We start from the raw sequence: 24129 nt of genomic DNA, 5'->3' as shown, positions 1-24129 counted from the left end.
TGAGCGACCTAGATTATTTTCAAATAACTCAATATTTTTTAACGAACAAAAAAAACGGGCGTCCACATGGACGCCCGTTTAGATAAACTAACACATTAGCAATTATTCATCAGTGTCTGCTGCATCATCGACTTCAGGTGTATCCGCTTCAGATCCTGTCTCAACACTATGATCGGCAATCGCTGGGATAATAGGGTTACCTTCTTCATCAAGTTCAGGAGCAGGCTCTTGGATCTCATCAATACGCTGTAAGCCAACAACTTTCTCATCTTCTACAGTACGTATTATCGTGACACCTTGAGTATTACGGCCAATACTTGATACCCCAGTGGCTGGAGTACGCACTAAGGTACCCTTGTTACTTATCAGCATTATTTCATCATTTTCGCTTACTTGTACCGCGCCAACAACCTCACCGTTACGTTCGCTTACTTTAATGGAAACAACGCCTTTAGTACCACGACTCTTAGCAGGGTATTCGCTTAGATCTGTGCGTTTACCGTAACCATTCTCTGTCACCGTTAAAATATCACCCTTACCTTTAGGCACGATAAGAGACACCACTTGCTGTCCCGCTTCGAGTTTAATGCCGCGCACACCCGTTGCGGTACGACCCATCGCACGTAGCGCAATCATTTCTTCACCTGTTTCAGGATCCAATTTAACTTCGCCTGTTTCTGAGCTGCGAGCTTTTTCGTTAAACCTAACAACTTTACCTTCGTTAGAGAACAACATGATATCGTCATTACCGTCTGTAATATCAACGCCAATAAGCTGATCGCCATCCTTAAGGTTAACCGCAATAATGCCATTCGCACGTGGATTACTGTATGCCGTCAATGCGGTCTTTTTAACTGTACCGTGAGACGTTGCCATGATGATATACTTATCTTCAGCATATTCGCGCACTGGCAAAATAGCCGTAATGTGTTCGCCTTCTGCAAGTGGTAAGAGATTAACAATTGGCCGTCCACGTGCTGTACGGCTCGCCAGTGGTAACTGGTAAACCTTAAGCCAATACATTTTACCAAAATCTGAGAAACACAAGATAGTATCATGGGTGTTAGCAACAAGAAGCTTTTCAACAAAGTCTTCATCTTTCACTTTCGTTGCGGCTTTACCTTTACCACCACGACGCTGCGCTTGGTAATCGGTGAGCACTTGATACTTGGCATAACCAAGATGTGAAAGAGTTACCACCACATCTTCTTCATTGATCAGATCTTCAAGACTCATATCAACTTCATTAGCATTAATCACGGTCCGGCGTTCGTCACCAAAATTAAGCAGCACTTCATTGAGCTCTTCGGTGATCACTTCCATCAACCGAGTTGAGCTGCGAAGAATATAAAGTAAGGCAGCAATGATCTCGAGTAGTTCTTCATACTCTTTTAAGATCTTCTCATGCTCAAGACCCGTTAATTTGTGCAAGCGTAAATCCAAAATAGCTTGTGCTTGCTGCTCAGTTAAGTAGTAACGACCCTCTCGAATGCCGTATTCTGGGGCTAACCATTCAGGGCGAGCGGCATCGTCACCAGCTTTTTCAAGCATACCCTGCACATGGCCCAATTCCCATCCTGCATCAATCAGCTTAATTTTAGCTTCTGCTGGTGTGGGAGAGGCTTTAATCAATGCAATGATAGGATCGATATTGGCCAATGCAATGGCTAAAGACTCAAGAATGTGTGCACGATCGCGGGCTTTACGTAACTCAAAAACCGTACGACGAGTGACGACTTCGCGGCGATGCAAAATAAAACATTCTAGCATTTCTTTAAGGTTAAACAGTTTCGGCTGACCATTGGTCAATGCCACCATGTTTATGCCAAAAGAACACTGCATCTGTGTTTGAGCGTACAAGTTGTTAAGCACAACCTCACCCACTTCACCACGCTTGATCTCAACAACAATACGCATACCGTCTTTATCAGACTCGTCACGTAAACCACTAATGCCTTCGATTTTTTTATCTTTTACCAGTTCTGCAATCTTTTCAATCAAGCGTGCTTTATTCACTTGATAAGGGATTTCATGAACAATAATACGTTCGCGGCCATTGTCTTCAGTCTCTACTTCCGCTTTAGCGCGCATGACTGCGCGGCCACGACCAGTATGATAACCGTCAATAATGCCCTTACGGCCATTGATGATCCCTGAAGTGGGGAAATCAGGTCCAGGGATGTACTCCATCAATTCGTTGATGGTTAAATCTGGATTTTCAATCAGCGCTAAACAACCGGCGAGCACTTCACTTAGATTGTGTGGCGGAATGTTCGTCGCCATCCCAACAGCAATACCCGATGAACCATTGACCAGCAAGGTGGGGATCCGGGTAGGCAATACCGCAGGAATAAATTCGGTGCCATCGTAGTTAGGCACAAAATCCACTGTCTCTTTGTCAAGATCGGCTAATAGTTGATGCGCCACTTTGTCCATGCGAATTTCGGTATAACGCATTGCCGCGGCAGCATCACCATCGACTGAACCAAAGTTACCTTGCCCATCAATCAAGGGATAACGCATTGAGAAGGGCTGAGCTAAACGAACAATAGTATCGTAAACAGCTGTATCACCATGTGGGTGGTACTTACCAATAACATCGCCAACAACACGAGCCGATTTTTTATAAGGTTTATTCCAATCGTTTTTAAGCTCACTCATCGCGAACAATACGCGACGGTGCACTGGTTTTAAACCATCGCGAACATCGGGTAATGCTCGGCCTACGATCACACTCATGGCGTAATCTAGATATGAATTTTTTAATTCGTCTTCAATATTAATTGGAGTTATAGATGAAGCCAGATCAGTCATAAACTGCTCGATCCCTTGAATTTTAGTCGATAATTCAACACCCAAAATTGGAGAGTAAAATTACCGAGCCTGAAAACGTGATTTATCATTCTAACACAGTTATTTTTTGCCGCCAGACCCTATTGAAAATTCGCGATAAATTAACGATTCATCAAAGATATATTTACCTTTCTTTACCATGTTCACCATTTCAATCAATTCGTTAAAATATCACCCCATTCTTCTTGGGCTTATGAATACCGATAGGTATAATGAAGAACAACATACAGCTTACAGGTGATATACCGTGCAGCAAGATACGCAAAAAGCAATCAATGTCGATCCCAATGAAATAGCCAAATTTGAAAAAATGGCCGTCACCTGGTGGGATCCAGAAGGCGAATTTAAGCCGCTGCATCAATTAAATCCTTTGCGTCTAAACTACATTGATCAAACCTGTGGCGGCGTATTTGGTAAACGTATTCTCGATGTCGGCTGCGGCGGTGGGATTTTATCAGAAAGTATGGCCCGCATTGGCGCTAACGTCGACGGACTCGATATGGGCACAGAGCCTTTAGATGTCGCCAGACTGCACGCACTGGAAATGGGCGTTGATGTTCACTATATACAAGACACGGCAGAATCACATCGAGATAACCACCTACAAGCTTATGATGTCATCACCTGCATGGAAATGTTAGAGCATGTCCCTAACCCACAATCGGTGATCCAAGCCTGTGCAGATATGCTAAAGCCTGGTGGTTATGCTTTCTTTTCCACCATTAATCGCAACCTGCGTGCTTATGTTGAAACCATATTAGGAGCAGAATACCTGCTTAAAATGCTACCGATAGGCACACATGATCATAAAAAATTTATTAAACCTTCAGAGCTAATCTCATTGGCAGAACATGCAGAACTTTTTTGTGAAAATGCCACAGGCATCACCTTCAATCCACTCACCGACACATTTCGCTATACCAAGCGTGTTGATGTTAACTATATGATAGCAACAAAAAAGAGCCAAGATTAATGACCGATATCTCCCCAGTTTGTAGCAAACCAATCATTAAAGCGGTATTATTTGATCTCGACGGCACCTTAGTTGACACCGCCCCCGATCTGGTTGCGGCGCTCAATCTAAGTTTAGCTGAATATCATTACCCACAAGTCATATTCGATGAGATGCGTCACACCGCCTCCAACGGCAGCTTAGCCATGGCTAAAGCTGCACAACCGAATATGACTGAAGCTGAGCAAATCAACATACAACAAGGACTACTCCGCCATTATGCTCAAATCAACGGCCAACATAGCCACCTATTTGAGGGGATCGCGGCCCTGCTTGATTATTTGGATGCACAATCCATCCCTTATGGTATTGTGACCAATAAGCCCGCCCGTTTTACTCGTCCGCTGCTCGATGTATTAGGGCTAACGGCTAGCATGAAAACCGTGATAAGTGGTGACAGCACTCGGGTGCCCAAACCTGATCCTGCGCCCATGCTACTGGCCGCTCAGCAAATCAACTGTGCACCTGAGCATATTCTCTATTTAGGCGATGCTGAACGAGACTTAGTTGCTGCCGCTAACACCAAAATGTTAGGGGCTATCGCAATGTGGGGGTACATTGCACCTGACGACAGGCCAGAACTGTGGCCACAAGATCACACCGTCCATTCACCTCAAGATGTCATTGACATTTTACAGCACCAATCTGCTCAGTTGAACTAGTCGTTGTTAGGCTGGTTACGCACAAAGATACGTCGAGGAAACGCATCCATTTGTGCTGCCAGCTTTTAATATCGTTAACAACACATGCCATCAGAGTCACTGATACTCACACAAAACCCTATTCCTTTTACACCTCTCAAAAGCCCGCTTATTCTAACGGTAAGATCAAATCAATGAACGTAAAAATTATGCTTTTCATTCACCTCAAGATGTGGTTGCGATTTTAATGTTTCAGCAGCCAAAGTCGTTCATTTTATCTGATTATTTTTTAGCGGATGATCAACAAAAATAGCCAAAAGATCGCCAATCGATCGAAGTAAATTTATACTGCCAACACCTGCTCAAAATGACAGCAAACCCCAGCAGACCCACAAGCAAAGGTCACTAAAGGTAAGTCATCGCTAACCCCTATTTTTATCCTCAACTTATCCACAAGATGTACCCAGATCCCGAGTCAAATTCATACTTGCTAAATCACCAAAACCTCACTATCTTGTACATTATCAATTAAAAAACACCATATGTAGTGTGTAAGTCACTGTTAGAGACACTAAAGATGTATTGTTTTTATCATGAAAATGATCTTTCCACACCATTGACTGATGCATAGCATGGGATCTTAAAACAACCGTTTTTTCTGTCACCAAACACACTATATAAACCAGGACCTTATGAACAGTAATTTGAAAGTCACAAAACGCAGTGGCGAACGCGAAATCATCGATCTCGAGAAAATTCACCGTGTGATCACATGGGCAGCAAAAGACCTAACCAATGTATCGGTCTCTGAGGTAGAACTTCGTTCTCACTTGCAGTTTTTTGATGGGATCCCAACCGAAGCTATTCATGAAACTATCATTAAAGCTGCTGCCGATCTTATCTCTCCAGAATCGCCTGATTATCAGTTTTTGTCTGCCCGTTTAGCGATATTTCATTTGCGTAAAAAAGCCTTTGGTCAATTCGAACCCCCAAAGTTGTATGATCACGTTGTTAAATTGGTTGAAATGGGCAAATATGATACCCATATTCTTCAAGATTACAGTCGTGAAGAGCTCGATATCTTGGACGGATATATCGACCATTGGCGTGACATGGATTTTTCCTACGCAGCTGTCAAACAGCTAGAAGGTAAATATCTGGTGCAAAACCGTGTTACACACGAAATTTATGAGAGCGCACAATTTCTCTATATATTAGTTGCAGCCTGTTTATTTGCCAATTATTCACGTGAGACGCGTTTAGAGTACATTAAGCGTTTTTACAATGCGGTATCGACCTTTAAAATTTCGCTACCCACCCCGATCATGGCGGGCGTACGCACACCCACACGCCAATTCAGCTCATGTGTATTAATTGAGTGTGATGATAGTTTAGATTCCATCAACGCCACAGCCTCTTCCATCGTTAAATATGTCAGTCAACGTGCTGGCATCGGCATTAACGCCGGCCGTATTCGAGCATTAGGCAGCCCTATCCGTGGGGGCGAAGCATTTCATACTGGTTGCTTGCCTTTTTTCAAGTATTTTCAAACAGCAGTAAAATCGTGTTCTCAAGGTGGCGTACGTGGTGGTGCTGCCACATTGTTTTACCCATTATGGCACCTTGAAGTGGAGTCATTACTGGTATTAAAAAATAATCGAGGCGTCGATGACAACCGCGTTCGCCATCTTGATTACGGTGTACAACTGAATAAACTCATGTATCAGCGCTTGATCAAAGGCGGGGTGATCAGTTTATTCAGCCCATCGGATGTACCAGGGCTATACGATGCTTTCTTTGAAGATCAAGACGAGTTTGATCGCCTTTACCTTCAATATGAAGCCGATCCTACGGTACGTAAGCAACAAATAAAAGCCACAGAGTTGTTTGGTTTAATGATGCAGGAGCGCGCCTCTACTGGGCGGATCTACATTCAAAATATCGATCACTGCAATACTCACAGTCCTTTTGACAGCAAAGTGGCTCCGATCAGACAATCTAACTTGTGCCTTGAAATTGCGCTGCCCACCAAACCACTAAACAATGTTAATGATCCCGAAGGCGAAATAGCCCTTTGCACCTTATCAGCATTAAATTTAGGGGCGATTAAAGACCTAGCAGAGCTTGAACCCCTTGCCGATCTGGCTGTTCGTGCGCTGGATAATTTGCTCGATTACCAAGATTACCCCTTGATCGCAGCTGAAAAATCATCCATGAACCGTCGCACTTTAGGCATAGGCGTGATCAATTTTGCCAACTACTTAGCCAAAGAAGGCGTGCGGTATTCAGATGGCTCTGCCAATAACATTACCCACAAGACATTCGAAGCCATTCAGTTCTACCTCTTGAAAGCCTCAATGAACTTGGCTAAAGAGCAAGGCCCTTGTCCGGCATTTCATGAAACGACCTATTCTAAAGGTGTGTTGCCCATCGACACATACAAACGGGCACTCGATGCAATTTGTGATGAGCCGCTGCACATGGATTGGGACACACTACGCCAAGATATCGTGACTCATGGGCTACGCAATTCAACACTGTCGGCATTAATGCCCTCAGAAACATCATCACAGATCTCCAATGCAACCAATGGCATTGAACCACCACGAGGTCTTATTAGTGTCAAATCGAGTAAAGATGGTCAGTTGAAGCAAGTGGTCCCTGATTTTAATAAATACCAACACAGCTATGAACTACTGTGGCAAATGCCAAATAACGAGGGTTACTTACAGCTGGTTGGTTTGATGCAAAAGTTTGTCGATCAAGCCATTTCAGCCAACACTAACTATGATCCATCCCGTTTTGATAACCAAAAAGTCCCCATGCAAGTCTTGCTACAAGATCTGCTTAATGCGTACAAACTTGGTATTAAAACGCTTTACTATCACAACACACGTGATGGTGCATCAGACAACCATGATGACATGGTCAGCGTCGAACAAGAAGACGATGACTGTGCTGGCGGTGCGTGTAAGATTTAACCAACTTTACCCAGTCTCAATGCAATAGCACTGAGTTTGTTATCAATGTAAACTGGGGCACAATGCCCCATTATTCTGGAAAAAAAATGGCCTACTCTACTTTTTGTCAAACACCTAATGATGCACGTCTAGAACCTATGTTTTTAGGACAGTCGGTCAACGTTGCACGTTACGACGTACAAAAATATGAAGTGTTTGAAAAGTTGATTGAGAAACAACTTTCTTTTTTTTGGCGCCCAGAAGAAGTCGATGTCAGCAAAGATAAAATTGATTATGCGAGCCTTCCAGATCATGAAAAACACATTTTCATCTCTAACTTAAAATACCAGACCCTGCTTGACTCCATTCAAGGACGATCGCCTAACGTAGCCTTCTTACCTTTGATATCCTTGCCTGAGCTTGAGACTTGGATTGAAACTTGGTCTTTTTCTGAAACCATCCACTCACGCTCTTACACACACATTATTCGTAATATCGTTAATGATCCATCCGTTATTTTCGAAGATATTGTTGAAAATAAAGAAATTTTAAAGCGTGCAGCTGACATTGCTCAATACTATGATGTCTTGATTGAATTAACTCAAGCCTTTCATCTGCTCGGTGAAGGTACTCACGTCATCAATGGTAAAGAATTGATTGTCACCCAACGTGAAATTAAAAAAGCCCTCTACCTTTGTATGATGTCAGTTAATGCATTAGAAGCCATTCGCTTTTACGTCAGTTTCGCTTGCTCTTTTGCCTTTGCTGAACGTAGGGTCATGGAAGGGAATGCTAAAATTATCCGCTTAATCGCCCGTGATGAAGCCTTACACTTGGTCGGTACGCAACACATCATCAAAATCATGCAAACGGGCAATGACGATCCAGAAATGGGCGAGATAGCCAAAGAGTGTGAACAGCAAGCGTACGATTTGTTTGTTAAAGCTGCCGAACAAGAAAAAGAATGGGCTAAGTACTTGTTCAAAGACGGATCCATGATCGGCCTAAACGAACAAATCTTATGTCAATATGTTGAGTTTATAACTAACGAGCGCATGAAGTCGGTTAATTTAGCCCAGCCCTACCCAGAAATAACCAACCCGCTACCTTGGATGAGAACCTGGTTAGAAAGTGATTCCGTGCAAGTTGCCCCACAAGAAGTGGAAGTGTCATCGTACCTTGTTGGTCAAATAGATTCGTCCATTGATGAAAGTGAGTTTGAAGACTTTGACCTTTAATCCTCGTTTAAAAAAAGCGCCTATTATCAGTTTGCAAGGTCAACCTGTGGCGCTTTTTACTGAGCAGCACTGCAATATCTTAATGGCACTTGAGCAAAAAAAGATTCAACTTTTCTCAGAATGCCGCAATGGCTATTGCGGCGCCTGTAAAACCAAGGTGATCAGTGGCTCTGTGACTTACCATCTTCAACCATTGGCACACCTAGAAAAAGACGAATGTTTACCATGCTGCTGTAGCCCAAACTCAGATCTGGATCTTGAACTGAGCGCTCATTACATAACCGCTGTGGGTAAAGCAGTCACCACATCAAGCTAACAATATCATCCCACTAACCTGAGTTCGATAACCCGTATCGGCTCAGGTATCAAGCGACTCCCCTCTCATCACCCTCCCTATACTAGCCTGATTAAGCACAACCAGACATCTGACTTTGTGCTTGATTGGCGTTAAGTCACCGAGCGTTATATGCACCTGTTCATGGTGGTAATACCTAATATATTCTTCAACACCTTGCTTCATTGACTCTCGTGTTAAATCCACCATGTTTACCAGCCACTCGTGCTTAAACGACCAAAGAATCGCTCAACGACACAATATCTTTTGTCATAAACATACTATAAGGATCTTCTTTATAACCACCAAATGGTTCACACTCTTGAAAACCAAATTGTAGATAAAGCTTCTGTGCTGGTAAAAAAGCATTCATAGTGCCAGTTTCCAAGCTCAGTTTTTTATACGAACGAATATTCGCTTGACGTATAATATGTTCCAATAGCTTACGAGCGATGCCTTTACGTAATTGATTCGTTGATGTACGCATTGATTTGATTTCTCCATGCTCTTTATCTAATTCTTTTAAAGCACCAATTCCTGCTAACTCCTCATTTACCCAGAAACTCCAAAAAGTGACATTGGGTGATTCAAGAGCACTTAAATCTAGTGCGTGAACACTTTCAGGTGGTGAGTGAGAAAGCATGTCCTCATGATGTATCTTTAATAACGTTACCACTTTTTCATTTCTTAATTCACCAATTCGAATATCCATTTACCACCTCAACTTGATAATGTCACCTAATGCCCCATTAAGGGGAAATTAATAGCTTGCTAGAATATTGATCAGAGCGAAAACAGCAAACTGTCTATTTTCCAGTCGTTGGCGTGTTCAACTACCAGAATAAGGACTCGGCTGCCATATGATGCTGGATCGATTAGCCCACTCTACTGACTAATGGCTAAACGAGTGGCCAGACTTAAAAAGATAACCCCTAATAAACCCTCTATATGCCGTCCTAAACTTAATTTATTGCCTACTAAGCTACCAAACTGACTCAATATTATTGAAAAAATACTATTAACCAATAAAGCAAAAAAACTTAGCATAAAACCTAATATTAAAATTTGGACAGAAAGAGAACCCGTACCAGTAGTAAATTGAGGTAAAAACAAACTAAAGAACAATAAAGCCTTTGGATTAAGTAAATTATTTAAGAGCCCCTTATTGATAAGGCTCAGGTTAGTTACATTTTCAGTAATGTTAGTTTGACTACTTTGTAAGTTATTACGGTACCAGCTGAGTAACATTTTTATGCCTAAATAACTTAAATATAATGCTCCAACTATTTTTATAGCATATGCAAACATGGGAATAGATTGCATTAATTGCCCTAAACCAAATGCAACGAGTAATGTTTGTAAAATACCAGCACTAAATACACCTATTGATATCATTAGTCCTGCATTAAAGCCTTTTGTAGAAGAGTAAGTGGAAATCAACACTAAATCAGGCCCCGGTGACATTACGAGGAAGACAATAGCAGTAAAAAATAAAGGTAAAATAGTAAAATCTATCATGGAGATATCTCAATCTAATTTAAGGAAACTAACAGCTTATTAACTAGCGACAAGATAACGTTTCTGTCTGCTTATTCATTTTATCATGTTACGAAAAACTATACCCAACGACCTCAAGATGTAGGATTCAATCAGCCATCCTATAAGGGCTCTGAAACGAGCATGTTGAAATGACTTAGGGATATAACCGTTTTTCCATTAGCAAAAGATCCCAAACTTCACCGTCAAAAGATCGGGTGCCAGATTGATGTGAAGTAACGATAAACCCCAATGATTGGTAACAATTCTTTGCAATTTCGTTTCGTTCAAACACCGCCAAAGACAACAGCAGAGCATTGTGCTTCATTTTGGCTAACTGAATTAATTGGTTTAGCATTAACGTTGAAATACCTTGACCCCGAAAGCCATCAGATACAAACACACGGCAAATACGACAGTGAGATTGTGAAACTTTGAACAATTCCACATAGCCTGCATTTTTTCCATCAACAACAAAAATAAATGGGAACACTTCAGCCTGAGAACAATGCTGACTTAATTGATAACTATCTAAGGGGAAATTAAACTTTGGGCCACCCCATTGATAATTCAACTTGTCAGAATCGATCCAACGAATGAGTATCCCATAGTCTTCCTTTTCAAATACTCTCAGTTCCATTTTTATCCCTAAGGTTATAGCGCCCCAATAAGGGGTTAAACATTGTGTAGCCATTTGCTTGTTAATCCTGCGATACAACATCCCATCGGAAAAGACCTTTAATATCGAGATTGGCTCCTAAACGCTCATAAAACTTGATTGCACCGAGATTGTCTTGTTCAACTGCCCACTTGATCCGACTGGCACGTTTAGCTAAACAGACCTCTTTAGCTTTAAGCATCAATAATTCACCTATCTGCTTACCTCTGAACTTTTCCCATACAAATACATCATCAATATTCATATAAGTTGAACCAAGCCAAATTGAATAATTCCACGTGTAAGAACAGTATCCAGCAACTTCACCATCCATTTCAGCTAATAGCACGCCGAATGAAGGGGTATCTCCAAATCCAAAATTGACTAATTCATCTTTAGTCGTTACTACGTATTGCTCTTGGTCATGATGCTTTGCGATAGCAATAATCAAATCATACACAATATCAATATCCGATAATGTCGCTTTTCTAATGGTTACCACTAAAATCTCCGAGTAGGTTTAATGCCTCACTAAGAGGCAAATAATTGTTCGCTAAAATAAGCGACGCAGGAGCAAAAACCAATGGTTATTTGTCCTGCTTTAACGACTTATTAGCTGTAATTTCTTGAACGCTAGCAACAAGTTCTTTACTTGATTCAGTTATTATTTGAGTAGCACCGCACAACCCCAGAGTAGGAGTAATGCCTTTTTTACCAAAAACAACATACCTATACCCGACTGCAGCGGGACTGGAACACATACCTTCTTCAATATAAGAAACTAAAGTGTCGGTGTCAGGTGAGCCTTTTAATGTTTCAATATTAGATAAGTAGTTTACAACTCGTTTAGGGCCATTAACCTGTGCTGAGGTAATTTGACCAACATAGATGAAATCTGCGTTTTGAACTGACTCTTCTAGGCTTGATGAAAAGCAGGTGCAAGCACTCGATAAAAAAGAAGTGAATAATAGTGTGATTGATATTATGAATCTCAATTTGTACTCCTTTACAGCTGACGCCTTGCTAAGCCACTTTACTATTTAGTTTTGTTTGGATACTCCATTATCCAGTTGGTTTCCCAATTTTTACCATCATCCTTAGAAAATGCCTGTTCCCAAACAGGTGACTCTGGGTTTTCCAGAATCCACTTAAATCTCACTTTTATTGGTATTCCATTATATTCTTCGTCTGTATAAAACAGGCCAATACCATTAGAAAATTCGCCAAGAACAGGTTTATCAATTACGTCTGGCGTTCTGCCATCTAGCCACCAAATTGCCCATTTTTTTGATTCTTCATTATACGATCGAATAGCTTTTGCTCGAAAAGTTGAATCTGGAAATTCAAGAATATGATCTTCAACGTTACCGTAGCCCCCAAGAGTTTTTATGGCGGATGAAACTCCCGAAAATTCAATCCACTCATCACCCCCTTTTAATATATCTTTTAAGCGTTTATGCTTTATATTCCAGCTACCTATAATAAAATCAAAATCACTAGGTGAAGATTAAAATCCTGATACCATAACATTACCTTTATCTTTGTTTAAATTCGGGAATATCATAACATGCATGCTGTATAAATAAACAGTGTTTATCAATAAATTAAATTATTGGCACTGGTACTAAGGGAGCATGCTGACTAGAATAAAGTCGTGCTATTGTGACCATTTCAAACAGAGCCATTGCTCGAACTGTTATTTGCTATTAAAGGGACAACTTCTCACTAGCTCGGGCTTGTTCAACACTTGGGATAAGGACGCGGCTTCGCGCGGCCTATCCTTATTAGTTAGGCAACATTTAGCATCATGATAGTTTCATCAAACTCATCTTGTTCAACAACACTAAAATTAAAGCGTTCAAAGAAGCTTTTCATTACATCGTGTCCTTCAACGTAGCATATTGAAATAGCTTTACAATCTTCTCTTAGCTTGATTTCATCGAGAGCTAACTTAATGGCTTTCGTGCCATAACCTTTTCCTTGATGCGGTACATCTATCATGAATTGGTCAATATAAATTTCATTTGGCTTTTCATTTTCGTAGTTAGGAAAATACTGGATAAAACCAACTGGATCTTCATTGAAATAGACTGCTCGATTAACATAGTGTTCGTTAAACTTAGAACCTGCGATTGATTCTGCATTTAAAGCGACGAATTCTTCTTGTTCTTTTGTTATTTCTAGTAAGATAATATCTTCCCAATTATCTCTAGTGACTTCTCTCAGGCTAATTGCCATCGCTAAATAATACTCCTTGTTGGCTAAAAATTTTATCGTGCGCGAATCGCGCATATTTCTGCCGATGTCACGCTCATATATATAATAATTCTATTTTTAAAAAATAATATAACAAAAAAGTACATAGACTGCCATCATTAATAAAAATGATGACGAACGAAAGCTGTTAACAATTTCCCCTTATTAATTAATTGGTTATCACACCTCTCTGTCATTATTGCTTACCTGCCATATGAAACAGAAAGAGAACAAAACCACCAAATAAGATAAGCCCAACTATGACCATCACGGTTAATGTTGTTGATTTTTGCATTGAGTCTGCTAAATCTTTTGCTGGCACTAAGCCTAATGCCATTAGAATATTTAGAATAAAATCCATTTGATAATCTCCGTGTATCTGAGCATACTGACTAAAATAAAGTCGTGCTCTTGTGATCATTTCAAACAAGCCTTGTTTCCTAAATCGAGGGAACCTTTTGCCGTTAGCGTGATCTGATCCCTAAAGATAGCTATACGGAAGCTGAAAAGTGGGAAAATCTAAACATAAAATAACCAATTGGTCTCAGTACAATAAGGCGTTGATTAATCGAGGCTCACTCACTTTCTGGATTGATGAGCAAGCAATTAAGTCTTGGTATTGTTGTGAACACCACGGGCGTCGTGGTCGAGGGTTCACTTACTCTGATGTTGCTATTGAAACAGCACTCGTTGTGAAAGGCGTTTTTAACTTGTCATTACGAGCACTTGAAGGATTCACCAACTCTGTATTTCAACTTATGGATGTGCCACTGACCTCACCAAGTTATAGCTGTATAAGCAAAAGAGCTAAGACTGTTGAGATCAACTATCGAGCACCGAGTCGTGGCTCTGCGGCACATGTTGTGATTGATTCAACAGGTCTGAAAGTTTATGGAGAAGGAGAATGGAAAACGCGTAAGCATGGTAAAGAAAAACGCCGTACTTGGCGAAAGCTACACCTTGCAGTGGATAGTAATACCCATGAAATTGTGTCAGCTGAAATAAGCTTAGTTAACGTTGCCGATAATGAAGTATTTCCCACATTACTTAACCCATTAAGAAGAAATATAACTCAAGTCTCAGCTGATGGTGCCTATGACACTAAGGCATGTCATAAACTACTTCAGCGCAAAGGATGCAAGCCAACTATCCCTCCGAGAAGTCATGCTGGATATTGGGAGGATGACCACTCCAGAAATGAAGCAGTAAAAGCACTCAAGGCTAACCAATTAGCGCAATGGAAACAGGATAATGATTATCATCAGAGATCACTATCAGAAACAGCGATGTATCGATATAAACAGTTAATTAGTCCAAAACTGAGTCTTCGGGATTATAACGCTCAGGTAGGTGAAGCGTTAGCGGGTGTAAAAGCAATGAATAAAGTCATAGGGTTAGGAATGCCAGTTAGGAAACACGCTGCCTAATTGGGTGAAACACCTTGGGTTGCTGCGTTTAGAGTCGAGATTTGAGCAACAACGCCATTCAGCATTGCTATTACGATATATCTTGGTTCATCGTGAGTATTGACTGGGATCTCAATTAAATCAGGATCATTCCAAAGCAATTTAGCTACATTGAAATCCACACCATGTTTTTCAAGATTCGAGTTACTCTTAACTTCATCAAATTCAAAATCAACCATAGAGTTAAAAATATACCATTATTACTCAAAAGGCAACTTTCAATGATGTTCCGAAAAGACGGCTAACGCCAAAAGCAGAAGACCGAAAAAGCAAAGTTTTTTGTGCCCGCTGGATTACCTTGTTATCAGCCTATGTGCTTTATGGGCCTCTTTAAATACAGCCGACAGACAAGCTTAACAATCACAGCCTAACGCTGACACTTATTACTAAAAGAGAGGGATAATGCTAGAACGAACATTGAGGAGAATTTAATACAACACACTGATTATCAATAAATTAAATTATTAGCAATGATGCTAAGGGAGCAGGCTGGCTATAATTTTTGTGTATTAGTTAAGTGCACATTGCTCCGAACTGTTCTCGACTAATATCATCTATTGTAAAATTAGGTTCAATGTTTCTTGTGCATGGTATCGCACGCGTTTCTGGTGGAAAGTGCCAGATATTAAAGTGGTCGTTTGGATAAGTATCATATTGCAGCTTATCCCACCCTAAAATATTAGCCATTCTATCAATGGTAATTTTCTTCGCTGTTTGAATTTGAGCGTTAGCATCAAAGAATAAATGATACCCAGTATTAATAGCACCTGTTATAACATCGACAGCCTGTAGACCCCAATGTAACTTTGAGTTTTCCATTGATACATGTTCGATTGTCGATGACGTAGGAAGTTTAGCAAGCATATGATTAGTTATAATTTGCATAACCTCATCTTGTTTACTGTAAGAAGTGCTTTTTTGATCAATGTAGACTTTAAATTTTGAATTTAATCCATGGCTACTTTGACGTAACAAGAAGTCATATGTTGTGAAAAATGCGGCTTCTTCGTTTGAATGCCATTTCCTGTAAGGTGCTTTTGAAACTGCAATAGAATGAAACGTGCATGGGCTTTGAAGTATAAATTTTAGAATAGAAGTGCATAAATTAACTTGCCCTGAACTCTTTCGTACTTTTTCCCATTTTATTTCGCCTTGGAGCCCACTTGCATTATATATTTCTTCAATGGTTTTATTGAATACAGGCAGAAAATCTTCGGGGACGTTGAGGATTCCAATAGTGTAACAAGGGCAACCTTTATGGGTTCCACTTTCATCAGCAAATGATGCTATAAACGTCATAACTACTCCATGTTCGACTGTGCATTTAACAATTTTTAGTGCGCGAATCGCGCATATTTCTGCCGATGTCACGCTCATATATATAATAAGTCTATTTTTAACAAATAGCTTATTGCATTGCCATATATGATTTTTTATTGCTGCTGAAGATATGTTGGTACGTCAGCATTCATTGTACACCGTGGATACGTACACTGAGATTGATCAAAAACGGATGTCTCTTGCAATACAGAGAATCTCAAATCGAAGCAACACGCTTACTTGAAAAATTGGGTACGAATGCGGCAGAGAGTATCCAATGAAAGTTCGGGCTGCAAACTCCCCCATTGGAAGTTGCCGCAGTGAGTCGCAGAAAATATCGTAAGGCTCACATGGAAGTGAGACTAGATTTCGAGGGGCTGGGATGCCCCATTGAAATTGTTAGATATTTTAAGAGCAAACGGAGGAAAACAACTTCGCTGGGGCGTCATAGGTGGATGCAAGGAGGACGAGGACGAGCAGTCCTCTTTGCCCGGTGTGGTATGGGATACCACGACGTTAATTTCAAACGAAGTTTGAACAAGAAAGTATAAAAATAACATCTAAGATACAAACTTCAACAATGCCATTTAACACCACATCACCCCAAAGCTAACAAAAAATGTCATCAGCTTTCATTCGAAAGCTCACGACTTCTCTGGTTGGATAATGGAAAAATGCTGATAGGCCCGTTGGGTCGCAATCCGTCCCCTTGGCGTTCGCTGAATAAAGCCTTGTTGGATTAAAAAGGGTTCAAGAACATCTTCAATGGTTTCACGCTCTTCACCGATGGCCGCTGCCAGATTGTCTAACCCAACCGGGCCTCCCATGAATTTATCAATAATGGCTAGCAGTAATTTCCTGTCCATATAATCAAAACCTTCCGCGTCTACATCAAGCATATCAAGCGCAAGATCGGCCACCTTTTTGTTGATCGCACCATCATGCTTCACTTCAGCATAATCTCGTACACGTCTTAATAATCGATTGGCGATTCTAGGGGTGCCGCGCGAACGCTTGGCTAATTCAATCGCTCCCTCTTCATCGATAGGCAAGTCTAGGACATTTGCCGAACGAGTGACAATAGAACATAAATCTTTGATATTATAAAATTCTAATCGTAATGGGATCCCAAATCGGGCTCTTAAGGGTGAGGTTAAGGCACCAGCTCGAGTGGTGGCGCCAATGAGTGTGAAAGGAGGAAGATCCAATTTAATCGAGCGGGCAGCAGGCCCCTCACCAATCATAATATCCAATTGGTAATCTTCCATCGCGGGATATAAAATCTCCTCAACGACTGAACTTAAGCGGTGGATCTCGTCAATAAACAGCACATCACCCGCTTCGAGGTTGGTTAACAGGGCCGCTAAGTCGCCTGCTTTTTCAAGCACTGGACCCGAAGTTGATTTGATGTTCACTCCCATCTCGTTAGCCACTATCATGGCTAACGTCGTTTTACCTAATCCTGGAGGACCGTAAACCAGCATGTGATCCAATGCTTCACCACGATTTTGAGCGGCTTGAATAAAAATCTTTAACTGCGCACGGGTATCATCTTGGCCCGTATACTCATCGAGCGTTTTAGGCCGCATGGCCCTATCAATTTGCTCATCACGCGCTTCAAAACCCTGTGGCTCTGCATGGATTAAACGATCTGCTTCTATCATGGGTTTCTCAATTTAAATTTATAACATTGATTTTAGTGACGATTTAATCAAGGTCTCTGAGCTCATGCCCTCTTGATATGCGGCAGATACCGCCTTACTGGCTTGCGCAGGTTTATAGCCTAATGATAACAAGGCTGCAATCGCATCCTCTTCAGCCGTATTAACCACAGGTGTTGCTGTGTAATTAGACTTGAGCATAAACTCACGTTCTGAGCCTGCAGAGGCTTCCATCAAGCTCTTAAGCTTATCTCGCATTTCAATCAGTAATCTTTCTGCGGTTTTTTTCCCAACCCCTGGCAACTTCACTAACGTGGCAATATCATCACGCTCAACACAGGCAACAAATTCACTGGCGGTCATGCCTGATAATATGGTGAGGCCAAGTTTTGGGCCAACCCCATTGGTTTTAATCAATAAACGAAATAATGCTCGCTCTTGTTTGGTGATAAACCCATAAAGCAACTGGGCATCTTCGCGCACCACAAAATGGGTATAAATTTGCACTTCTTGATGTAAATCAGGAAGCTCATAAAAACTGGTTAAGGGCATCTGAACTTCATAACCTAAACCGGCCACTTCAAGCAATATTTCTGGTGCTTGTTTTTCGACAAGCACACCTCGTAAACGACCTATCATTTGTAACGTCCGTATGTTCTTGCGTTAGCTCTTCCCCCCAACGCCACCAGACTTTGGCTGGTATGAAAATGACAGATAGCCACACCGAGTGCATCGGCGGCATCAGCTTGGGGAGCGGCGGGGAGTTTTAGGATCTGTTGCACCATATGTTGAACTTGAGATTTCTGCGCTTTACCGGTTCCTACAACCGCACTTTTTATTTGAGTTGCTGAATATTCGTCAACTGGCAGATCTGCATTCGTTGCCGCAACAATGGCGGCGCCTCGCGCTTGACCTAATTTAAGCGCTGAATCGGCATTTTTTGCCAAGAACACTCGTTCAATGGCAAAGCAATCAGGTTGATATTGACGGATAATTTCTGAAACACCATCAAAAATCTGTTTTAGTCGATAAGGAAAATTATCGGAAGCGGTGCGAATACAACCACTGCCTAAATAAATTTGGCTTCTGCCATGACATTGGATCACACCATAACCTGTGATCCTAGAACCTGGATCTATACCAAGAATAATGGCCATGTATTACTCTAACGACGCCATGACGTCATCGCAAATATCTGCGTTATGATACACTTCTTGAACATCATCATGATCTTCGAGATTATCGATTAATCGCATAAACTTAGGGGCTGTATTGGCATCAAGTGCTGCTTTAATAGATGGGATCATGGTCACTTCAGCGTGAACAGAGCCAAGCCCCGCAGCATCAAGCGCATCTTTAACAACCCCAAAATCCTCTGGCATGGTCAATACATCAATCGTACCGTCTTGGTGAATAACCACATCATCAGCCCCGGCTTCAAGTGCGATATCCATAATGATATTGTCATCAATACCTTTACCGTAAGATATCACACCACGCTTATCAAAAAGATAGGCCACCGAACCATCAGTACCTAAGTTCCCCCCTGATTTACTAAACGCGTTTCTCACGCCTGACACTGTGCGGTTTTTATTATCTGTCATGGTTTCAACTAACACCGCAGTGCCGCCAGGTCCATAACCTTCATACATGATGGTTTCAAGTATTTGACCATCAAGCTCACCGGCACCGCGTTTTATTGCACGCTCAACCGTATCACGCGTCATATTATTTGATAGGGCTTTATCGATCGCGGCACGAAGACGCGGATTGGCATCAACATCTGATCCGCCTTCACGGGCAGCAACCGTCAATTCACGAATAAATTTGGTAAAAAGCTTACCGCGTTTTGCATCTTGTGCCGCTTTACGGTGTTTGATGTTATCCCATTTACTATGACCTGCCATCTTTTATCCCTTCACTGTTTAGACGCTATAACCTTGCCAAAGAGTCAATTAAAAAAGCCGAGATAAACTCGGCTATGTTAACGAATAAACTACGCTAGCTCGTCTTGAGTGTCGATAACTTGGATCCCTAATTCAACTAATTGAGCCGGATTAGCAAAACCTGGCGCATTAGTTAGTGGGCATGCCGCTGTCGTCGTTTTAGGGAAAGCCATTACATCACGAATAGAGCTGGCACCCGTCATTAACATGACAATACGATCGAGACCAAAAGCTAAACCTGCATGTGGCGGCGTCCCATAACGTAAGGCTTCAAGTAAGAAGCCAAATTTTTCATTCGCTTCTTCCTCTTCAATCCCTAAAATGCGAAAGACAGCTGATTGCATCTCACTGTTATGGATACGCACAGAGCCACCGCCTAACTCACACCCATTGAGCACCATATCGTAAGCATCAGAGATAGCCGCTGTAGGATTCGCTTCTAATTGCTCAGGTGTGATCCCCATCGGTGCGGTAAATGGATGATGCATGGCATGCAATCCCCCATCTGAGGTTGGTTCAAACATGGGGAAATCCACCACCCATAATGGTTTCCATTCCCCTTCAAGCAGGTCAAAATCTTCTCCCGCTTTCAAACGTAATGCACCCATGGCTTCAGCAACAATGTTGGCTTTATCTGCGCCAAATAAGATCAGATCACCGGTCTTAGCGTTCGTACGCGCCAGTAACTGATTAACCACCTCTTCACTCAAAAATTTAAGCACTGGAGATTGAATGCCTTCAAGACCTTTTTCAAGATCGTTCACTTTCATCCAGGCTAACCCTTTAGCACCGTAGATAGTTGCATATTTCCCGTATTCATCTAACTGCTTACGAGATAGCTTCACACCGCCGGGAACACACAGTACAGCAACGCGCCCTTCAGGATCATTGGCAGGACCATTGAAAACGGCAAACTCAACATCTTTAACGAGATCGGCAACATCAATCAACTCAAGCGGGTTACGTAAGTCTGGCTTATCAGAGCCAAATCGACGCATGGCTTCAGCAAATGTCATCTTAGGAAATTCACCCAAATCAACATTTAATAGATCGTTAAACAGACCACGTACCATCTCTTCGGTTTTCATCATCACTTGATCTGATGTCATGAATGAAGTTTCAATATCTATCTGGGTAAATTCTGGCTGACGATCAGCACGTAAATCTTCATCACGAAAACACTTAACGATTTGGTAATAACGGTCAAAGCCTGACATCATCAGTAGCTGTTTAAACAATTGAGGAGATTGAGGCAGAGCGAAGAATTGACCTTTATAAGTACGACTTGGGACTAAATAATCACGTGCCCCTTCTGGCGTTGCTTTGGTTAAAATGGGGGTCTCGATGTCTAAAAAACCACTGTCATCGAGGAAACGACGTACGGCACTGGTGACTTTTGAACGAAACACAATACGATCGGCCATCTCTGGACGTCGAAGATCTAAATAACGATACTTTAATCTTTGCTCTTCGGTATTATGCTGATTCTTATCCATGTTAATCGGTAACGGAGCAGCACTGTTTAATACTGTAAGCCCCTTGCCTAAGATTTCAATCTCGCCAGTGCGCATATCCTGATTTATTTGGCTATCAGGGCGGGCACGCACAAGTCCGGTGATCTGGACACAAAATTCACTGCGCAGCGTACTCGCCACATCGAACACCTCTGCTAAATCAGGATCATAAACAACCTGAACTATGCCTTCTCTATCTCTAAGATCAAGAAAAACAACACCGCCTAGATCACGAGCACGATTTACCCAACCAACTAAGGTTACTTCTTGTCCAACGTGAGACTTATTAACGTCTCCACAATATTGACTGCGCATCTCACTTTTTCCTTATCCGCAACCCTTATATGGCTGAAGAATATTCCAAACAACACAAAAGCGGCATTATAGTTAAATATTACCGATTAAAAAACAACTTCACCGCCAGTCGGTGAAGTATCACTCAATTCATTGACTAAACCTGTATTAGATATACAGAAAAAAATAACTTACTATCTTGATTTATAACAGTTTCCACCTGATTCTTTTGCTCTAAACATCAATTCGTCAGCCGTTCTCAACAACTCCACCGCAATATCACCGTCAGCTGGGTACATGGCCATCCCAATACTGATAGCAACCTTAACGGTATTTTTTTCCACTGCAACCTCTTCTGATAAATGGCTTATTATCGTCTCAGCGACCTGACACACAATATCTAAGTCTTTGGTACGATTCAAGATAACAACAAATTCATTACTTGAAAATCGCGCAACGGTATCTGAGCGTCTCACAGAATGGCGCAATATATCAGACAAGGTTTTAATCAGCTCATCTCCCGCCTTGTGCCCCAAATTCGTGTGAATGGATTTCATCCCTCCAAACTCAATGAACAGTACTGCAAACGAAGCAAGTTCTCGGCAATGACATAAAACAGCCTGCTCTAGCCTATCATCCAACAATGAACGATTAGGTAATGACGTTAAGGTATCATAATTGCTGAGTTGCTGAAATTTACTTTCCAATTGTTTTCGCTTTATGAATTCCCGAGATAACAGAAAAAAGGTGGCAAATAAAACGACCAATAGGCCTACCAGCATCATAAACCCGCTTGGTTTTTTTTGCTTATTGGCAGACATGCCATAGCGATAGATCTCTTGTCGAGTCTTTTGTTTTACATCGCTTAATATTTTATTGATTAACGGAACTAATCTGGCTTTATCCGAGTGGACTCCAACGTAACTTTTTAACCCATGAACATCGGCCAGTAAAGTGATCTGTGATAGGTCGGCAGGCATATCAGCCGCTTTGCCAATGAAAGCATCCACTGCATCATCAGATACAGCTTTAACCCCAGCGTGTGTATCAGCAACGACCGTCAACCTTATATCGTATTGCGTTTTCAGGAACTCAATGAGCCACAGGTCGTTGTCAACAATGGCAACTCGCTGTCCGGTGAGTTGTTCAATTTTAGCCACTGGTTCACGTTCGATAGGCGTCACAACCGCCCAAGGCGAGGGCCAATAAGCGTCGCTAAAAAGCAGATTTGTTGAACTTTCAGCAATGTGAGTCAAGTCAACGGCAAGCGCGATCTTCCCATCACTGAGATCCGCCATTAAAACAGACAATTGCTGATACTCTACCACTTCTGTGTTGATGCCTAATTGATCTTGTATGTGTTGTAAAACCTCACTGTCTCCTTCCAGAACATGACCTTTATCATCAATGAGTTTCGTTGATTGCTTGTTGTTAACATATCCCACTTTTAAAGGGGGTAAGGCATTTAGAAAAGTATATTCTTGCGCAGATATCTCTATCGTCCTCATGTTATTGGTCAATGTCCAATTGTTTGCATCCACTACCCATTTTTGCTCAATTGCCGTCAACTCTTCTTCTGTTATTAATGTAAACCCCTCTTTTATTCGTATTGATAATTCATCGTTTTCATCAGGGCATAACACAAATAAATCCGTTATAAACGTTAATCCCATAAAAGGATAAAACTCCGATACCACTTCTTTTTCAATCAAATAATGTTGTGTTGATGCAGAAGCCGCAATAAAACTTGTGATGTGTCCTGCTTTGGCCGCTTCAATCATTGCTGCCACTGAGCCATACAATTTTAACTCTGCATCTGGTACTACCCGTTTTACTTTATCCAGGTAAGGTGCTGTCGCAATTGCGCCAATTCGCATCGATGTTAACTTGGAAAGTGAAGAAATCGGCTCACCAAAATGAAATAAACGGCTTTTTATTTGATAAATACGCTGACTTCTGACTAAACCGCTGTTCAACGTCTGGCTTTCAGGGTAACCGATATGTATATCAGCTTTTCCTTTACGTATAAAATCAAGAGAACTATTTGAGTCGCCAATGATAAAAACAATTGGGGTGCCTGTTTTTTTAGACCATAAATTCCAAATATCTATCAACAAACCATTAGGCTTTCCCTCTGCATCGGTGCCTACATATGGTTCAATATTTGCTGTGATGGCTATCCGGATCTCAGTGTGTTGATCAACCATTACCGTTTTTTCAACAGCGAGCGGGGGAAATTCATTCTCAGAGGGAGACACATCAATAGCAAAGAGGTGAGATGTGAACATAATGAAAGATAAAATACTTAAAAATTGTATAAATAACTTCAAATTCAGCCCTTAACCAGTAATCGACTTGTAATATTAATGTATTAATTTAGTTACTCAAAGAGAACTTTATCATAAATATCAGTACTAGACTTGCTGAAAACAACTATGAT

Annotated in this window: 23 protein-coding genes; 6 read left to right on the top strand and 17 right to left on the bottom strand. The window is 41.4% G+C overall.

Going from position 1 to position 24129, the window contains the following annotated elements; all coding sequences use genetic code 11:
- Positions 1-102: 102 nt before the first annotated feature.
- Positions 103-2814, bottom strand: a complete 2712-nt coding sequence (gene gyrA / locus HQQ94_RS12065; RefSeq protein WP_173294658.1) for a DNA gyrase subunit A — start codon at positions 2812-2814, stop codon at positions 103-105.
- Between the two features lie 286 nt (positions 2815-3100).
- On the opposite strand from gyrA, the gene ubiG reads away from it, so the two are divergent.
- The 5 genes from ubiG (at position 3101) to yfaE (ending at position 9020) form a co-directional block, all read left to right on the top strand.
- A complete protein-coding gene (gene ubiG / locus HQQ94_RS12060) occupies positions 3101-3826 on the top strand; it encodes a bifunctional 2-polyprenyl-6-hydroxyphenol methylase/3-demethylubiquinol 3-O-methyltransferase UbiG (RefSeq protein ID WP_173294657.1) in 726 nt (241 codons plus the stop codon).
- Positions 3826-4527: an HAD family hydrolase gene (locus HQQ94_RS12055; protein ID WP_173294656.1), complete on the top strand. Its 702-nt coding sequence runs from the start codon at positions 3826-3828 to the stop codon at positions 4525-4527. The genes ubiG and HQQ94_RS12055 overlap by 1 nt, the downstream gene beginning before the upstream one ends.
- Before the next feature lie 671 nt (positions 4528-5198).
- The gene (gene nrdA / locus HQQ94_RS12050; RefSeq protein WP_173294655.1) at positions 5199-7487 is read left to right on the top strand and encodes a class 1a ribonucleoside-diphosphate reductase subunit alpha; all 2289 of its coding nucleotides are present in this window, start codon (positions 5199-5201) and stop codon (positions 7485-7487) included.
- A gap of 86 nt (positions 7488-7573) precedes the next feature.
- Positions 7574-8704 carry a class Ia ribonucleoside-diphosphate reductase subunit beta gene (gene nrdB / locus HQQ94_RS12045; RefSeq protein WP_173294654.1) on the top strand — a complete coding sequence of 377 codons (1131 nt, stop codon included), beginning with the start codon at positions 7574-7576 and terminating at the stop codon, positions 8702-8704.
- Positions 8673-9020, top strand: coding sequence for a class I ribonucleotide reductase maintenance protein YfaE (yfaE, locus tag HQQ94_RS12040; RefSeq protein WP_173294653.1), 348 nt, complete (start codon positions 8673-8675; stop codon positions 9018-9020). Before nrdB ends, yfaE begins: the two co-directional genes overlap by 32 nt.
- 42 nt (positions 9021-9062) lie before the next feature.
- On the opposite strand, the gene HQQ94_RS23080 is transcribed toward yfaE, so the two are convergent.
- The 8 genes from HQQ94_RS23080 to HQQ94_RS12000 form a co-directional block, all read right to left on the bottom strand.
- Positions 9063-9224 (bottom strand): hypothetical protein, encoded by a 162-nt coding sequence (locus HQQ94_RS23080; RefSeq protein ID WP_375335719.1) that lies wholly within the window; start codon positions 9222-9224, stop codon positions 9063-9065.
- Between the two features lie 43 nt (positions 9225-9267).
- Positions 9268-9750, bottom strand: coding sequence for a GNAT family N-acetyltransferase (locus HQQ94_RS12030; protein ID WP_173294651.1), 483 nt, complete (start codon positions 9748-9750; stop codon positions 9268-9270).
- A 173-nt stretch (positions 9751-9923) separates the two neighbouring features.
- Positions 9924-10556, bottom strand: a complete 633-nt coding sequence (locus HQQ94_RS12025; protein WP_173294650.1) for a LysE family translocator — start codon at positions 10554-10556, stop codon at positions 9924-9926.
- A gap of 175 nt (positions 10557-10731) precedes the next feature.
- Positions 10732-11268 carry a GNAT family N-acetyltransferase gene (locus tag HQQ94_RS12020; protein ID WP_217274032.1) on the bottom strand — a complete coding sequence of 179 codons (537 nt, stop codon included), beginning with the start codon at positions 11266-11268 and terminating at the stop codon, positions 10732-10734.
- 7 nt (positions 11269-11275) lie between these two features.
- Complete coding sequence (locus tag HQQ94_RS12015) at positions 11276-11734, bottom strand: GNAT family N-acetyltransferase (protein ID WP_173294649.1); 459 nt, start codon at positions 11732-11734, stop codon at positions 11276-11278.
- Between the two features lie 85 nt (positions 11735-11819).
- Positions 11820-12227, bottom strand: a complete 408-nt coding sequence (locus HQQ94_RS12010) for a hypothetical protein (RefSeq protein WP_173294648.1) — start codon at positions 12225-12227, stop codon at positions 11820-11822.
- 793 nt (positions 12228-13020) lie between these two features.
- Positions 13021-13470 (bottom strand): GNAT family N-acetyltransferase, encoded by a 450-nt coding sequence (locus HQQ94_RS12005; RefSeq protein ID WP_173294647.1) that lies wholly within the window; start codon positions 13468-13470, stop codon positions 13021-13023.
- Between the two features lie 214 nt (positions 13471-13684).
- Positions 13685-13909: a hypothetical protein gene (locus HQQ94_RS12000; RefSeq protein ID WP_173292467.1), complete on the bottom strand. Its 225-nt coding sequence runs from the start codon at positions 13907-13909 to the stop codon at positions 13685-13687.
- Positions 13910-13997: 88 nt separating this feature from the next.
- Here HQQ94_RS12000 and HQQ94_RS11995 point away from each other — a divergent pair, with 88 nt between their 5' ends.
- On the top strand, positions 13998-14915 hold the full coding sequence (locus HQQ94_RS11995) for an IS5 family transposase (protein ID WP_173294646.1): 918 nt from the start codon (positions 13998-14000) through the stop codon (positions 14913-14915).
- Here HQQ94_RS11995 and HQQ94_RS11990 read toward each other — a convergent pair.
- The 8 genes from HQQ94_RS11990 to HQQ94_RS11955 all read right to left on the bottom strand — a co-directional run bounded on the left by HQQ94_RS11990 (position 14912) and on the right by HQQ94_RS11955 (position 24019).
- A complete protein-coding gene (locus HQQ94_RS11990) occupies positions 14912-15133 on the bottom strand; it encodes a BrnT family toxin (protein WP_173294645.1) in 222 nt (73 codons plus the stop codon). The genes HQQ94_RS11995 and HQQ94_RS11990 overlap by 4 nt on opposite strands.
- A 334-nt stretch (positions 15134-15467) precedes the next feature.
- Entirely contained in the window at positions 15468-16253 is a 786-nt protein-coding gene (locus tag HQQ94_RS11985; protein WP_173294644.1) for a DUF3800 domain-containing protein, read from the bottom strand.
- 665 nt (positions 16254-16918) lie between these two features.
- Positions 16919-17938: a Holliday junction branch migration DNA helicase RuvB gene (ruvB, locus tag HQQ94_RS11980; protein WP_173294643.1), complete on the bottom strand. Its 1020-nt coding sequence runs from the start codon at positions 17936-17938 to the stop codon at positions 16919-16921.
- Between the two features lie 18 nt (positions 17939-17956).
- Positions 17957-18574, bottom strand: a complete 618-nt coding sequence (gene ruvA / locus HQQ94_RS11975; protein WP_173294642.1) for a Holliday junction branch migration protein RuvA — start codon at positions 18572-18574, stop codon at positions 17957-17959.
- Positions 18571-19092 (bottom strand): crossover junction endodeoxyribonuclease RuvC, encoded by a 522-nt coding sequence (gene ruvC / locus HQQ94_RS11970; RefSeq protein WP_173294641.1) that lies wholly within the window; start codon positions 19090-19092, stop codon positions 18571-18573. The genes ruvA and ruvC overlap by 4 nt, the downstream gene beginning before the upstream one ends.
- 3 nt (positions 19093-19095) lie before the next feature.
- A complete protein-coding gene (locus HQQ94_RS11965; RefSeq protein WP_173294640.1) occupies positions 19096-19842 on the bottom strand; it encodes a YebC/PmpR family DNA-binding transcriptional regulator in 747 nt (248 codons plus the stop codon).
- Between the two features lie 89 nt (positions 19843-19931).
- Complete coding sequence (gene aspS, locus HQQ94_RS11960) at positions 19932-21710, bottom strand: aspartate--tRNA ligase (protein WP_173294639.1); 1779 nt, start codon at positions 21708-21710, stop codon at positions 19932-19934.
- A 173-nt stretch (positions 21711-21883) separates the two neighbouring features.
- Positions 21884-24019, bottom strand: coding sequence for a GGDEF domain-containing protein (locus tag HQQ94_RS11955; protein WP_173294638.1), 2136 nt, complete (start codon positions 24017-24019; stop codon positions 21884-21886).
- Between the last annotated feature and the right edge of the window lie 110 nt (positions 24020-24129).

The sequence above is a fragment of the Shewanella sp. VB17 genome (genome assembly GCF_013248905.1).
Taxonomy (GTDB): domain Bacteria; phylum Pseudomonadota; class Gammaproteobacteria; order Enterobacterales; family Shewanellaceae; genus Shewanella.
Note: the sequence above shows the minus strand (reverse complement) of the source record. Positions and strands in the feature narration are given on the sequence as shown.